Genomic DNA, 12,980 nt, shown 5'->3' with positions numbered 1-12,980 from the left:
CCCCTGCTCAGCGCCCGCAAGCCGCGTGATCGATGCTACGGCCTTTCGCGCCATCTTCCAGGGCGGCGCGAAAGGTCGCAGGCACCGGGGTCTTGCCCAACTGGTGGTTCACCATCACGTAGACCGTATCGGAGCTGGCACGCATCGCCTCTTCGCCGGCCAGGCGGAACTCCACGCCGATGGTGAAGGAGGTGTTGCCGATGTGTCGCGTGGCGACGCGGCATTCCAGCACGTCGTCGTAGCGCGAGGGCGCCTTCCACTCGGTGGTCTGCTTCACCAGTTGGAAATCCAGCTCGCTGCTGACCATCTGCTCGCCGTAGCCGATGGCGCGGATGAACTCGGACACCGCCAGGTCCACGTACTCGCCGTAGCGGGCATTGAACACGACCTTCTGCGCATCGCACTCGCCGTAGCGCACGCGCAGGTAGTAGCGGAAATCTTGGGACATCGGGGAACTCCAGGGGCCGGCCTGCAAGCTTAGCCCGCGCGGTCAAAAAAATGACCCCGCCGGATTGCTCCACGCGGGGCCTAGCGCTCCCCCCTCTTGATCGGTGACGGCTACGCCGGGCGCCGGACCTCGGCCCGGCGCGGGTCATGGGTTTGCAGCGGGACGCGCGCGCCCGGACCGGACGGAAACTCCGGAGGACGGGATCGCGGGCGCGGGTTCATGAAGATGTCGGGCTCTCTGGCTGCGGCTGCCTCGTCGTCCGGGGGGAAGTGGCAACCGCTGGCTATGCGTTACTGACTCATTCGTCAGGTCTGCAGTATTCGCCGGTCTGGCGTGCCGTGGTACGGGTAAATCCGCTCCCATCGCAAAGCAGCATTGTTGCTTGTTTTTAATTATTAAATATTAAATTTTTATTTAACAATTAATAATTAAATGCCATGAAAAAGCCGGCCCGCAGGCGGGCTTTTTCAACGCCGTTGCACTCAGGCCACGCGCACGATGCTGCGCCCGGTGACCTTGCCGGCCACGATCTCGGCGCAGGCGGCGGGCACCTGCTCCAGCGTGACCTCGCGCGGCGCGATCAGGTCGAGCTGCGGCTTCCAGGGCCCGGCGAGCTGTTGCCAGACCTCCAGGCGCCAGGCGCGCGGCATCTGCACGGAGTGGATGCCCAGCAGCGACACGCCGCGCAGGATCAGCGGCATCACCGTGGTGTTCAGCTCGTGCGACTGCGCCAGGCCGATGCAGCCGATGTTGCCCCAGGGATTCACGGTGCGCGTGAGGTAGGTCAGCGTCTCGCCGCCGACGTTATCCACCGCGCCGCCCCAGCGGGCGGACTCCATGGGGCGCTTGCCCAGGTCCAGCGTGTTGCGGTCCACGATCTCGTCGGCACCCAGGGCCTGCAGGTAGTCCCGCGCGGACTCCGGCTTGCCGGTGATGGCGGCGGTGCGAAAGCCCGCGCGCTTGAACAGCGACAGCGCCACCGAGCCCACGCCACCGGTGGGGCCGGTCACGGCGATGGGCCCCATGTCCGGCGCCTGGTGGTTCTCCAGCATGCGGCGCAGCGCCAGCGCGGCGGTGAAGCCGGCGGTGCCAAGCTGCATCGCTTCCTTCAGCGACAGGCCCGGCGGCAGCGGCACCACCGAGGACGCGGCGACGCGAGCGTATTGCGCCAGGCCGCCGTCGTGCAGCTCGCCGATGTCGCAGCCCGTGACCAGCACCTTGTCGCCAACCTTGTAGGCCGGGTCGGCGCTCTCGGCGACCACGCCGGAGAGATCGATTCCGGCGACACAGGGCATGCGGCGCATGATGCGGCCCTTGCCGGTCACGGCCAGCGCATCCTTGTAGTTCAGGCTGGAGTAGTGGACCTGGATCACCACCTCGCCGGCGGAGAGATCCGCCACAGAGATGTCCTCGATACGGGTCTCGGCGCCCTTGTCCTTCTGGTGGACGCGGATGGCCTTGAAAGTCGTCATGTAGCGGTTCCTGTCGGGGCAGCTATGGGATGATGTGCGGCAATCTTAACGGGGACGGACATGAGCCAGTACACCAAGAATTCCCCGCTGGGCGATGGCGACCTGCTGGCGGACCCCATCGCGCAGCTCGCCGCCTGGCTGGACGACGCCAAGGCCGCCGGCCTGATCGAGCCCACCGCGATGGCGCTGGGCACCAGCGTGGACGGACTGCCCTCGGTGCGCATCGTCCTTTTCAAGGGCTTCGTCGGCGAGGACCTGAGCTTCTATACCAACTACGAGGGCCGCAAGGGCCGCGAGCTGGCGCAGAACCCGCACTGCGCCGCCACCTTCTGGTGGGACCGCCTGGAGCGCCAGGTGCGTATCGAAGGCACGGTGGAGAAGCTGCCGGAGGCGCTGTCGCGCGAATACTTCTACCGCCGCCCGCGCGAATCGCAGATCGGCGCCATGACCTCGCGCCAGAGCGCGGTGGTGGCCAGCCGCGAGGAACTGGACCGCCGCTGGGAGGAGAACGCCCAGCGCCTGGCCGGCAGCGAGGTGCCCTTCCCCGACTTCTGGGGTGGCTACCGACTGGTGCCCGCCAGCATCGAGTTCTGGCAGGGCCGCCGCGGCCGCCTGCACGACCGCCTGCTCTACACCCGCGACGGCAACGGGTGGCGAATCGACCGCCTGGAACCCTGAAGATAGCGACATCCAAGACCACGAGGAGCGCTCCATGAATCCCTTCGACTTCAGCGGCAAGACCGTCTTCGTCTCCGGCGGCACCAGCGGCATCAACCTGGGCATCGCCCATGCCTTCGCCCGTGCCGGCGCCAAGGTGGCGGTGATGTCGCGCTCGCAGGACAAGGTGGACGCCGCGGTGAAGGAGTTGCAGGCCCATGGCGGCGAGGTAGCGGGCTATGCCGCCGACGTGCGCGAGCACGCCAAGGTGGACGAGGTGCTGAAGGCCGCCCATGCGAAGCTCGGCGCCATCGACGTGCTCATCAGCGGCGCCGCCGGCAACTTCCCCGCGCCGGCGCTGGGCATCTCCCCTAACGGCTTCCGCTCGGTAGTGGAGATCGACCTGCTGGGCAGCTTCCACGTGCTGCGCTCCGCCTTCCCGCTGCTGAAGAAGCCGGGCGCGTCCATCATCCAGATCTCCGCGCCACAGGCCTACAACCCGATGGAATTCCAGATGCACGTCTGCGCCGCCAAGGCCGGCGTGGACATGCTGACCCGCGTGGGCGCCATCGAATGGGGCCCGGCCGGCGTGCGCATCAACTCCGTGGTGCCCGGCCCGATCGCCGACACCGAGGGCATGACGCGCCTGGCGCCCAATGCCGAGGCCGAGCGACTGACCAAAGAGTCGGTGCCGATGGGCCGCTACGGCAGCAAGCAGGAGATCGCCGACGCCTGCCTGTGGCTGGCCTCGCCGATGGCCAGCTACGTCACCGGCGTGGTGCTGCCGGTGGACGGCGGCTGGTCGCTGGGCGGCACCAGCGTGGCCAGCGCGGGGATGAAGCAAGCGTTGGCCGCTGCCAAGAAGGGCTGAAGGATCTGTGCCCTGAGGGCGGCGAGGGCATGGATGCCCAAGGTAGGGCAACGCATAGAGCAGTTGCCGAGAGGGGGATACAAAGCAAAAAAGGCCGGGGAATCCCCGGCCTTTTTCGTTGTGCCCCTGCGGGCTCAAGCCATGACGGATACGTTCTCCGCCTGCAGGCCCTTCTGCCCCTGCACCACGCTGAATTCCACCTGCTGGCCTTCCTGCAGTGTGCGGTAGCCATTGCCCTGGATCTGCCGGAAGTGCACGAACACGTCATCACCCGCCCCGCGCTGGATGAAGCCGTAACCCTTGGCGTTATCGAACCACTTCACGGTCCCGTTTTCACGATTGGACATAGGTAAAACCCTTCCCCTTGTTATCTCTGTCTCCGGTGCCGCGATCGTTGCGCGGCACACGCACCTGGGCGTTCAGCCCGGATTCACTGTAGCGAATCCATTTTTCGGAGGGCAATCCTGCAGCGCACAATTTCCGGGGCGCTGATCTATCATTCGGCCAGATAACCGCCTCACGGACCCTTCCATGAACCGTCGCCTCGCCCTGCTCGCCACCGCCGGCCTCGCCGCCCTGATCGTTGCCTGCGCCACCTCGCCGACCGGCCGCACCCAGCTGCGCCTGGTCTCCGACAGCGAGATGGACCAGATGGGCGTCACCGCCTTCCAGGAGATGAAGAGCAAGACGCCGCCGACCCAGGACGCCAAGACCAACGCCTACGTCAACTGCGTGGCCAATGCCATCACCCGCGAAGTGCCGGGCGGCCGCCAGTGGGAGGTGCAGGTGTTCGAGGACAAGCAGGTCAACGCCTTTGCCCTGCCCGGCGGCAAGATCGGCGTCTACACCGGCCTGCTGAAGGTGGCCACCACGCAGGACCAGCTGGCGGCGGTCATCGGCCATGAAGTCTCCCACGTGCTGGCCGGCCACTCGGCCTCGCGCGTCTCCAACCAGATGGCCTCGCAGCTGGGCGTGAACATCCTCAGCGCCGCTTCGGGCGTGGACGCCGGCATGATCGGCATGGGCGCCAACCTGCTGCTGGTGCTGCCGTTCTCGCGCGGCGACGAGACCGAGGCCGACGTGCTGGGCGAGGAGCTGATGGCGCGTGCCGGCTTCGATCCGCGCCAGTCGGTAGCCCTGTGGCAGAACATGGCCAAGGCCAGCGGCGGCAACGCCCCGCCGCAGTTCATGTCCACCCACCCGGCCAACGAGACGCGCATCCGCGACCTGAACGCGCACCTGGCCAAGGCCGTGCCGCTGTATGAGCAGGCCGTGGCTGCCGGCAAGAAGCCGCGCTGCTCCTGAGGATACGAATAAACCTACTGCGCTGCCCGATCTTGCATCTCCGGTGCTCGCCGTACTTCAGTACGGCTCCGCTCCTCGATGCAACCTCGGGCATGCTCGCTACGGTTTCTTCGCACCCTCAAATGCCCGAGGACTAACCACCCACGAAGTGACAGGCCACCGCGCGCCCTCGCGAGAGCGACTTCAGCGGCGGCGGCTGGCGGGTGCAGTGCGGGTCGGCGATCGGGCAGCGCGTGGTGAAGACGCAGCCCAGCGGCGGGTTCAGCGGGCTGGGGATTTCCCCGCGCGCGACCAGTTCCTTTTCGCCCAGGTGCTGGCCGGGCACGGCGGCCATGAGGGCCTTGGTGTAGGGGTGCAGCGGCTGGGCGAACAGGGTCTCGCGCGGGCCCTGCTCCATGACCTTGCCCAGGTACATCACCAGCACGCGGTGGCTGATCAGGCGTACCACCGACAGGTCGTGCGCGATGAACAGCATCGACAGGCCGAACTCCTTCTGCAGGTCGCGCAGCAGGTTGATGATCTGCGCCTGCACCGACACGTCCAGCGCCGACACCGGCTCGTCGCAGATCAGCAGGCGCGGCTGCACCACCAGGGCCCGGGCGATGCCGATGCGCTGGCACTGGCCGCCGGAGAATTCATGCGGGTAGCGGTTGCGGTGCGCCGCCGACAGGCCGACGCGCTCCAGCCACTGCGCCACGCGGCGCTCGCGCTCGGCGACGTCGATCTCGGGGCACAGCGAACGCAGGGGCTCGGCGATGATATCGCCCACCGTCATGCGCGGATCCAGGCTGGCCAGGGGGTCCTGGAACACCATCTGGATCTCGCGGCGCATGGCGCGCCAGCCCTCGGCGTCCAGGCCCTGCAGCGGCTTGCCATCGTAGAGGATGCCGCCGGAGGTCACCGATTGCAGGCCCACCAGGCTGCGAGCCAGCGTGGACTTGCCGCAGCCGGACTCGCCGACGATGCCCAGGGTCTCGCCCGGCGCCAGGTCGAAGTTCACCTCTTCCACCGCGCGCAGGATGCCGGGCTTGCTCCAGGGCCAACTGCCGCGCAGCTGGAACTGCACACGCAGGCGGCGGACGGAGAGCAGCGGGGAGACGGCGGGAGCGAGTACGGCGTTCATTGGGGTCTAGGCTATCGGAACCGGAGCGTTCCGGCACGCCCCGGAAGGGCGCTGGAGGCGTAGGGAAAAGACGGCGGGCAAAACGCCGGACGCCGCCTGGCTAGGGCCAGGCGGCGTCCGGACATCACATACACGCGGCCCCGGGGCTTTATTCCAACAGCGCCCGTAGCATCCACGCCGTCTTCTCGTGCAGCTGCATGCGCTGCGTCAGCAGGTCGGCAGTGGGCTCGTCGTGGGCGGCGTCGGCCAGCGGGAAGATGCTGCGCGCGGTCTTGACGCAGGCCTCGTGGCCCTCGACCAGCAGCTTCACCATGTCCATGGCAGCCGGCACGCCCTCGGTCTCCTTGATGGAGGACAGGGCGACGTACTGCTTGTAGGTGCCCGGCGCCGGGAAGCCCAGGGCGCGGATGCGCTCGGCCACCAGGTCCACCGCCAGGGCGGCCTCGGTGTAGTGGGTCTCGAACATCAGGTGCAGGGTGTTGAACATCGGCCCCGTGACGTTCCAGTGGAAGTTGTGGGTCTTCAGGTACAGGGTGTACTCGTCGGCCAGCAGGCGCGACAGGCCGTCGGCGATCGCCTTGCGCTGGTCCTTGCCGATGCCGATGTCGATCTTCGCCTTCTGCTTCTTTTCCTTGGCCATGGGCCTGCTCCTATGGGGTTCCCGCATTCTAGTCAGGGGTGGACGAGCAGAACCAGTGAATAGTTCCTTGCGCCACGATTGATCCAGACTATCTCCGCGCTACGCCGCAAGCAGCTTGCTCTTGCGGTAGTAGCCGAAGATATCGTTGAGGCTGCGCCGCGGCTTCCAGCCGAAGGTGTCGCGGAACAGGCGGCCGTCGATGATCACCGGGTACTTGAAGTAGTTGATCAGGTACGGCGGGAAGAAGGCATTCCAGTTCAGCAGGTTGCTCCACATCTTCGGCAGCACCGGCGGAATCGACGGGATCGGCAGCTTGCTGCAGCCGCTCTGCGTCACGGCCTCCTGGAAGGCCACCCAGTCCTCCGGCGCCACGTTGTAGATGCCCGGCTTGTTCTGCTCGAAGGCCACGACCACGGCGTCGGCCATGTCGTCCACGTGCAGGAACTGCATCATCGGCGAGAAGCCCAGCAGCACCGGCGCGATGCCGCGCGACAGCAGCAGCGACATGCTGTTGCGGACGCCCGGCCCCAGCACGTTGCAGGGGCGCAGGATGGTGATGTTCAGCTCCGGGTACTTCCACAGGTAGATCTGCGCCAGGCTTTCCAGCTCGACGGAGTCCACCAGATCCTGCGTCACTTCGCTGGCCTTCAGCGGGGCGTCCTCGTCCAGCAGCGCCGGGTTGTAGGGGCTGGCGCCGTAGACGTAGTAGGTCGAGTGGATCATCACCTGCTTGACGAAGTACTTGCGGCACAGCTCCAGCAGCTTCTTGGTGCCGAGCACGTTGGCGTTGTAGCGCCGCTGGCGGTCCTGCTCGTGGGCGAAGAAGCGACCGATGTGGATCACCGCGTCGATCTTGTGGTTGCGGAAGATGTCCTCGAAGCCGCGCTTGTGCAGGTCCACCTTGTAGGAGGGGATGTTGGCGTCGGTCTCCACCTTCTGGCGGAAGTCCACGGCGATCACCTGGTAGCGGCCGTGCAGGCGCGCGATGACGCGCTTGGCCAGCGAGCCGGCGGCGCCGGTGACCAGGATGGTCTTCTTCGCTGCTGCGGGACGGGCGGCCATCAGTAGATCTCCTTGCGCTGTTCCAGGCCCAGCGCGATCAGGCGCCGGATCTCGGTCTTCACTTCTTCCACCAGGGCGGTGACTTCGTCTTCGCTTTCCATGTTGCACTTGAACTGCATCGGCTTGCCGAAGTTCAGGTGCACCCGCGCCGGCAGCGGGAACGGCGGCGCCACCGGCACGTAGGGCACGCCCAGGATCTTGGCCAGCGGCGCGATGTTGGCCACGGCGGGCATGGTCTCCTCGCAGCCGACGATGCCCACCGGGATGATGGGCGTCTTGTGCGTGAGCGCCAGGTGCATGAAGCCGTTGCCGAAGCGCTGCAGCTTGTAACGGTCCTTGTAGAGCTTGCCGGAGCCGCGCACGCCCTCGGGGAAGACGATGATGACCTCGTCGGATTCCAGCATCTTGGCGCAGTTGAGCGGATCGCCGATCACCGCACCGATGGAGTTCAGCAGGTTGCCGAGGTAAGGCACCGTGGGGAAGAAGCGCTCGATCATGGCGCGCGCCGCGCGCGGGCCGTGGGGGTTGGTGGCCAGGGCGGTGCCCAGCAGCACGCCGTCCATGGGCAGCTGCCCGGAATGGTTGCCGATGATCAGCAGGCGGCCATTGGGCGGGATGTTCTCCAGGCCGTTGGCGGTGACGCGGAAGTAGTGGTCGTAGAGCCACTTGGTGACGCCCAGCGAAACCTTCACCGCGTTCTCGTTGTAGCCCCAGGGGTCGTAGCCGAAGCTGCCCACCGGCTTGGGAATCTTCTCGATCGCCGCCTCCACCTCGGGGGTCACGATCTTGCGGTACAGCGACTCGCCCGGACTGAAGCTGGCAAGCCCTCTCAGCACATCCTTGATGGCCATCTTTTTCCTTCGTGCCGGCTGCTGCCGGCCTCCCCTGATTTTTCGTTCACACGGTATGCGAAATCCGTGCCCCGGGGAAGGGAGGAATCACATCTTTGCCGGGGTATTTTCCGCGCCGTCGCGCTGCTGCAGTTTCCACAGGCGGGCATAGGCGCCACCGGCCGCCAGCAGCTCGGCATGGCTGCCGCGCTCGGCGATGCGGCCCTGCTCCAGCAGCAGGATCTGGTCGGCGTCGGTGATGGTGGACAGGCGGTGGGCGATCACCAGGGCGGTACGATGGGCCGCAACCTCGCGGATCGCCGACAGGATGGCCTGCTCCGAGCCGGAGTCCAGCGAGGAGGTGGCCTCGTCGAACACCAGGATGGCCGGGTTCTTCAGCAGGGCGCGGGCGATGGCCACGCGCTGCTTCTCGCCGCCCGACAGCTTCAGGCCGCGCTCGCCCACCCGGGTGTCGTAGCCCTCCGGCAACTGGGCGATGAAGCCCTCCAGGTGCGCCAGCCGCACCACCCGCTCGATCTCCTCCTGGGTAGCGCCGGGCCGGCCGTAGGCCAGGTTGTAGCGCAGGGTGTCGTTGAACAGCACCGTATCCTGCGGCACCACGCCGATCAGGCGGCGCAGGCTGTCCTGGCTGATGCCGCGGATGTCCTGCCCGCCGATGCGCACGGCACCCTCGTCCGGGTCGTAGAAGCGGAACAGCAGGCGCGCCAGCGTGGACTTGCCCGAGCCGCTGGGGCCCACCACGGCGATCTTGCGCCCCGGCGGCACCTCGAAGCTGAGCTCATGCAGGATGCGGCGCTTGTCGCTGTAGCCGAAGGACACCTTCTCGAAGCTCAGGCCGGCCTCGGCTGGCGCCAGGACCAGGTCCGGCGCGTCCGGGGCATCGGCCACCTTGGGACGCTGCTGCAGCAGGCCGAACATGCGCTGCATGTCGGTCATGGCCCGGCGAATCTCGCGGTAGACGAAGCCCAGGAAGTTCAATGGCACGAACAGCTGGATGATGTAGGCATTCACTGCCACGAAGTCACCCAGGGTCATGGTTCCGGCACCCACCTGCTGCGCCGCCAGCACCATCATCCAGGTCAGGGCCACCGCCACGATCAGGGCCTGGCCGGCATTGAGCGCCCCCAGCGACAAGCGCTGCTGCTGCTGCGCCGTCTCCCACTTCGCCAGGAAGCGGTCGTACTCGTCGGCCTCGTGCTTCTCGTTGCCGAACAGCTTCACCGTCTCGTAGTTCAGCAGCGAGTCCACCGCGCGGGTGTTGGCGCGCGAATCCAGGGCGTTGGCCTCGCGCACGTACTGCGTGCGCCATTCGGTGACCACCACCGAGAAGAATACGTACAGCGCCACCGACACCGCGGTGATCAGGGCAAAGCTGGCGCCGTAGTTGAACAGCAGGATCGCCGCCACCAGGCCGATTTCCAGCAGGGTCGGGATGATGTTGAACAGGGTGAAGCGCAGCAGGAAGCTGATGCCGCTGACGCCGCGCTCGATGTCGCGCGACAGCCCGCCGGTACGGCGCGTCAGGTGGAAATCCAGGTCCAGCCGGTGCAGGTGCTGGAACACCTTGAGCGCCGCCCGGCGCATGGCGCGCTCGCTGACGCGGCCGAACACCAGGTCGCGCAGTTCGCCGAACAGCGCGGCGGCGAAGCGCATGGCGCCGTAGGCCAGCAGCAGTCCCAGCGGCAGCAGGAACAGGCCGCCGTCCTTGATGTCCAGCGAGTCCACCAGGTGCTTGAGGAACATCGGCAGGGCCACGCCCGCCAGCTTGGCCAGCACCAGGAACGCCAGGGCCACTGCCACCCGGACGGGGAATTCGGTCAGATAGGGCCAGAGCGTGCGCAGCACCCGCCAGTCGGTGCTGGGGACGGGGTCGTCGGGGGTTTCGGCGGCGAGGCGGCGGGACATGGCTGGCGCCAAGATAGTAGATAGTAGTTGGTAGATAGTAGTTGGGGGCGGCTTCCGCTTTTTCTACTATCTAGAAGCTACTATCTACTATCTGTCTTTTAAACGATCCGCGGATGCTTCCTCTTCTGCTGCTCGGCCTGGCGGATGCGCCGCGCCACGCCGCCGGCGCTGCCCGGCTCGGCCAGCTCGGCGATATGGAACAGGGCATCACCCTCGTGCACCAGGGGCATGGACACGCGGCCGATCACCACGCCGTCGGTGCTGCTGAGCACCGGGGCATCGAGCTCGCCCATGGGGTCGCCGATCACCCCCAGCACCTGGCCCTCCTCCACCGGCTCGCCCAGCGCCACCTGGGCGCGCAGGATACCGCTGGCCGGGGCTCGCACCCACGAATCGCGAGTGGCCAGCACCGGCTTGATCACCGTCGCGCGCGACTTGCGGGCCGGCGGCGGCAGCATGCCGATGGCCTCCAGCACGTTGAGCACGCCGCGGGCGCCGATGCGGATGCTGACCTCGTCGAAGCGCAGCGCCTCGGAGGATTCGTAGAGCAGCACCGGGATGCCCTTCTTCGTCGTGTACTCGCGCAGGGTGCCCTTGGTGGGTTGCGAGTCCAGCAGCAGCGGTGCGCCGAAGGCCCGCGCCAGGCGCAGGGTGTCGGGGTTGGACAGGTCGGCGCGGATCTGCGGCAGGTTGGGCCGGTGGATGGCGCCGGTGTGCAGGTCGATGCCGAAGTCGGAGCGGCCGACGATCTCGCGCAGGAACAGGTTGGCCAGCCGCGCCGCCAGCGAGCCGCGCTCGCTGCCGGGGAAGCTGCGGTTGAGATCGCGCCGGTCGGGCAGGTAGCGCGACTGGTGCAGGAACGCCAGCGTGTTGACGATGGGCACCGCCAGCAGCGTGCCGCGCAAATGCTCCAGGCGGCTGGAGACCAGCAGGCGGCGGATGATCTCCACGCCGATGATCTCGTCGCCGTGCAGGGCCGCGCTGACAAAGACCGTGGGGCCGGGCTCGCTGCCGCGCACCACGCGCACCGGCAGCGTCACGGGCGTATTGGTGTAGAGATTGGCCACCGGCAGCTGGATGTTGCGACGCTCGCCGCAGCCAACGCGCTCACCGCCGATCTCGAAGAGGTCTGCCTTCGCGGCCCTGGTGCTCTTATTCTTCATGGCACTCCTTGTTTCAAACGGGGACGCCGTCGCAGGGCGTCCGGCCATTCGCCGGCAATCCGGCGGACGGCTAGCCGCCCTTGGTCCGGGTCTTGCCCGGCGCCGCGTTCTTTTCGATGAACTCGATGATCTTGCCGGCAATATCCACGCCGGACGCGGCCTCGATGCCCTCCAGGCCGGGGGAGGAATTCACCTCCATCACCACCGGGCCATGGTTGGAGCGCAGGATGTCCACGCCAGCCACGTTCAGGCCCATGATCTTGGCCGCGCGCACGGCGGTGGAACGCTCCTCCGGCGTGATCTTCACCGCCTGGGCGGTGCCGCCACGGTGCAGGTTGGAGCGGAACTCGCCGGGCTTGGCGGTGCGCATCATCGCCGCCACCACCTTGCCGCCGATGACGAAGCAACGGATGTCGCTGCCCTTGGCTTCCTCGATGAACTCCTGGGCGAGGAAGTAGGCGTCCAGCCCGCGGAAGGCGTCGATCACCGACTCGGCGGCCTTGTCGGTCTCGGCCAGCACCACGCCCTGGCCTTGGGTGCCCTCGATCAGCTTGATCACCATCGGCGCGCCGCCGACCAGGCCGATCAGGTCGTGGGTGTCGTCCGGCGAGTGGGCGAACCCGGTGCGCGGCATGCCGATGCCCTTGCGCGCCAGCAGCTGCAGCGCCCGGAGCTTGTCGCGGGCCCGGGTGATGGCCACCGACTCGTTGAGGCAGTAGACGTCCATCATCTCGAACTGGCGCACCACCGCCGTGCCGTAGAAGGTCACGGAGGCGCCGATGCGCGGCACGATGGCGTCATAGCCCTGCAGCTTCTGCCCGCGGTAATGGATTTCCGGGGAGTGCGGCAGGATGTTCATGTAGCAGCGCAGCACGTCGATCACGCTGACATCGTGGCCGCGCTGCTCGGCGGCCTCGATCAGGCGGCGGGTCGAGTACAGGCGGCGGTTGCGAGACAGGATGGCGATCTTCATCGGCGCTTTCCCAGCAGATACGAAGAAGCGGGGTCGACCACATAATGCCCTGCCAGGGCCGTGCGGCCCAGCAGCAGGCGGAAGCGCATGGTGTCGCGTGCCGTCAACGAGATTTCCACGTCCCAGGTGTCGTGCCCCAGGGTCACCGGCGTGCGGATGAAGGGGCGCAGTTCGCGGTGCCCGCCGGAGTCGGTGACCCAGCGCTCGTCGATCATCTCGGCCTCGCACCAGATCTCGCGTTCGGAGTTCTGCAGCGGGTGCAGGCCGAAGCGCAGGCGCCCGGGCGCCGGCCGCTCGATGGCGAAGGCATGAATCACCGAGCTGCGCGCTCCGGTGTCCATCTTGCCCTTGATCTGGCGCACGCCGAACTGCGGCAGCGCGACCCATTCGCGCCAGCCGAGCATGCGCGGCCGCAGGGCGATCTTGTCGATGCGCAAGCAGGGATCCCGTCGTAAGTGCCTGGAATATGGGCATTAGACAACAAAAAGCGGTGCGGCATAGGGAAGATTT

At 67.1% G+C, this 12,980-nt stretch carries 14 protein-coding genes; 3 read left to right on the top strand and 11 right to left on the bottom strand.

The window, feature by feature from the left end; genetic code table 11:
- Positions 1-7: 7 nt before the first annotated feature.
- Both QT386_RS00150 and QT386_RS00145 read right to left on the bottom strand, forming a co-directional pair.
- Positions 8-448, bottom strand: coding sequence for a thioesterase family protein (locus tag QT386_RS00150; protein ID WP_289271696.1), 441 nt, complete (start codon positions 446-448; stop codon positions 8-10).
- A 482-nt stretch (positions 449-930) separates the two neighbouring features.
- Positions 931-1,920: a YhdH/YhfP family quinone oxidoreductase gene (locus QT386_RS00145; protein WP_289271695.1), complete on the bottom strand. Its 990-nt coding sequence runs from the start codon at positions 1,918-1,920 to the stop codon at positions 931-933.
- 60 nt (positions 1,921-1,980) lie between these two features.
- On the opposite strand from QT386_RS00145, the gene pdxH reads away from it, so the two are divergent.
- Together pdxH and QT386_RS00135 are read left to right on the top strand one after the other, a co-directional pair.
- Complete coding sequence (pdxH, locus tag QT386_RS00140) at positions 1,981-2,598, top strand: pyridoxamine 5'-phosphate oxidase (protein ID WP_289271694.1); 618 nt, start codon at positions 1,981-1,983, stop codon at positions 2,596-2,598.
- Positions 2,599-2,632: 34 nt separating this feature from the next.
- Positions 2,633-3,448, top strand: coding sequence for an SDR family oxidoreductase (locus tag QT386_RS00135; protein WP_289271693.1), 816 nt, complete (start codon positions 2,633-2,635; stop codon positions 3,446-3,448).
- A 134-nt stretch (positions 3,449-3,582) separates the two neighbouring features.
- Here QT386_RS00135 and QT386_RS00130 read toward each other — a convergent pair whose 3' ends face one another.
- Positions 3,583-3,795 (bottom strand): cold-shock protein, encoded by a 213-nt coding sequence (locus tag QT386_RS00130; RefSeq protein WP_289271692.1) that lies wholly within the window; start codon positions 3,793-3,795, stop codon positions 3,583-3,585.
- A gap of 184 nt (positions 3,796-3,979) precedes the next feature.
- On the opposite strand from QT386_RS00130, the gene QT386_RS00125 reads away from it, so the two are divergent.
- On the top strand, positions 3,980-4,753 hold the full coding sequence (locus QT386_RS00125; RefSeq protein ID WP_289271691.1) for a M48 family metallopeptidase: 774 nt from the start codon (positions 3,980-3,982) through the stop codon (positions 4,751-4,753).
- Positions 4,754-4,886: 133 nt separating this feature from the next.
- Here the strand turns inward: QT386_RS00125 and QT386_RS00120 are convergent, their stop codons facing one another.
- The 8 genes from QT386_RS00120 to QT386_RS00085 all read right to left on the bottom strand — a co-directional run bounded on the left by QT386_RS00120 (position 4,887) and on the right by QT386_RS00085 (position 12,907).
- Positions 4,887-5,876: an ABC transporter ATP-binding protein gene (locus QT386_RS00120; protein WP_289271690.1), complete on the bottom strand. Its 990-nt coding sequence runs from the start codon at positions 5,874-5,876 to the stop codon at positions 4,887-4,889.
- A 148-nt stretch (positions 5,877-6,024) separates the two neighbouring features.
- Complete coding sequence (locus tag QT386_RS00115) at positions 6,025-6,516, bottom strand: Dps family protein (RefSeq protein ID WP_289271689.1); 492 nt, start codon at positions 6,514-6,516, stop codon at positions 6,025-6,027.
- Between the two features lie 99 nt (positions 6,517-6,615).
- Entirely contained in the window at positions 6,616-7,578 is a 963-nt protein-coding gene (locus tag QT386_RS00110) for an SDR family oxidoreductase (RefSeq protein WP_289271688.1), read from the bottom strand.
- Positions 7,578-8,429 (bottom strand): lysophospholipid acyltransferase family protein, encoded by an 852-nt coding sequence (locus QT386_RS00105; protein WP_289271687.1) that lies wholly within the window; start codon positions 8,427-8,429, stop codon positions 7,578-7,580. Before QT386_RS00105 ends, QT386_RS00110 begins: the two co-directional genes overlap by 1 nt.
- A gap of 87 nt (positions 8,430-8,516) precedes the next feature.
- A complete protein-coding gene (locus QT386_RS00100) occupies positions 8,517-10,334 on the bottom strand; it encodes an ABC transporter ATP-binding protein/permease (protein ID WP_289271686.1) in 1,818 nt (605 codons plus the stop codon).
- A 98-nt stretch (positions 10,335-10,432) separates the two neighbouring features.
- Positions 10,433-11,497 carry a succinylglutamate desuccinylase/aspartoacylase family protein gene (locus QT386_RS00095; protein WP_289271685.1) on the bottom strand — a complete coding sequence of 355 codons (1,065 nt, stop codon included), beginning with the start codon at positions 11,495-11,497 and terminating at the stop codon, positions 10,433-10,435.
- Positions 11,498-11,567: 70 nt separating this feature from the next.
- Positions 11,568-12,470, bottom strand: coding sequence for a 30S ribosomal protein S6--L-glutamate ligase (gene rimK, locus QT386_RS00090; RefSeq protein ID WP_289271684.1), 903 nt, complete (start codon positions 12,468-12,470; stop codon positions 11,568-11,570).
- On the bottom strand, positions 12,467-12,907 hold the full coding sequence (locus QT386_RS00085) for a RimK/LysX family protein (RefSeq protein ID WP_289271683.1): 441 nt from the start codon (positions 12,905-12,907) through the stop codon (positions 12,467-12,469). The genes rimK and QT386_RS00085 overlap by 4 nt, the downstream gene beginning before the upstream one ends.
- Positions 12,908-12,980 lie beyond the last annotated feature (73 nt).

The sequence above is a fragment of the Solimonas sp. SE-A11 genome, assembly GCF_030345715.1.
In the GTDB taxonomy this organism is placed as follows: Bacteria; Pseudomonadota; Gammaproteobacteria; order Nevskiales; family Nevskiaceae; genus Solimonas_A.
This window is presented reverse-complemented; position numbering and strand designations above follow the sequence as displayed.

Bases quoted from the DNA above. Each gene is read 5' to 3' on its own strand.
- QT386_RS00135 (WP_289271693.1), top strand. From the start codon at position 2,633: ATGAATCCCTTCGACTTCAGCGGCAAGACCGTCTTCGTCTCCGGCGGC.
- QT386_RS00130 (WP_289271692.1), bottom strand. From the start codon at position 3,795: ATGTCCAATCGTGAAAACGGGACCGTGAAGTGGTTCGATAACGCCAAG.
- QT386_RS00095 (WP_289271685.1), bottom strand. From the start codon at position 11,497: ATGAAGAATAAGAGCACCAGGGCCGCGAAGGCAGACCTCTTCGAGATC.
- QT386_RS00105 (WP_289271687.1), bottom strand. From the start codon at position 8,429: ATGGCCATCAAGGATGTGCTGAGAGGGCTTGCCAGCTTCAGTCCGGGC.
- QT386_RS00120 (WP_289271690.1), bottom strand. From the start codon at position 5,876: ATGAACGCCGTACTCGCTCCCGCCGTCTCCCCGCTGCTCTCCGTCCGC.
- QT386_RS00125 (WP_289271691.1), top strand. From the start codon at position 3,980: ATGAACCGTCGCCTCGCCCTGCTCGCCACCGCCGGCCTCGCCGCCCTG.
- QT386_RS00145 (WP_289271695.1), bottom strand. From the start codon at position 1,920: ATGACGACTTTCAAGGCCATCCGCGTCCACCAGAAGGACAAGGGCGCC.
- QT386_RS00110 (WP_289271688.1), bottom strand. From the start codon at position 7,578: ATGGCCGCCCGTCCCGCAGCAGCGAAGAAGACCATCCTGGTCACCGGC.
- pdxH (WP_289271694.1), top strand. From the start codon at position 1,981: ATGAGCCAGTACACCAAGAATTCCCCGCTGGGCGATGGCGACCTGCTG.
- rimK (WP_289271684.1), bottom strand. From the start codon at position 12,470: ATGAAGATCGCCATCCTGTCTCGCAACCGCCGCCTGTACTCGACCCGC.
- QT386_RS00100 (WP_289271686.1), bottom strand. From the start codon at position 10,334: ATGTCCCGCCGCCTCGCCGCCGAAACCCCCGACGACCCCGTCCCCAGC.
- QT386_RS00115 (WP_289271689.1), bottom strand. From the start codon at position 6,516: ATGGCCAAGGAAAAGAAGCAGAAGGCGAAGATCGACATCGGCATCGGC.
- QT386_RS00150 (WP_289271696.1), bottom strand. From the start codon at position 448: ATGTCCCAAGATTTCCGCTACTACCTGCGCGTGCGCTACGGCGAGTGC.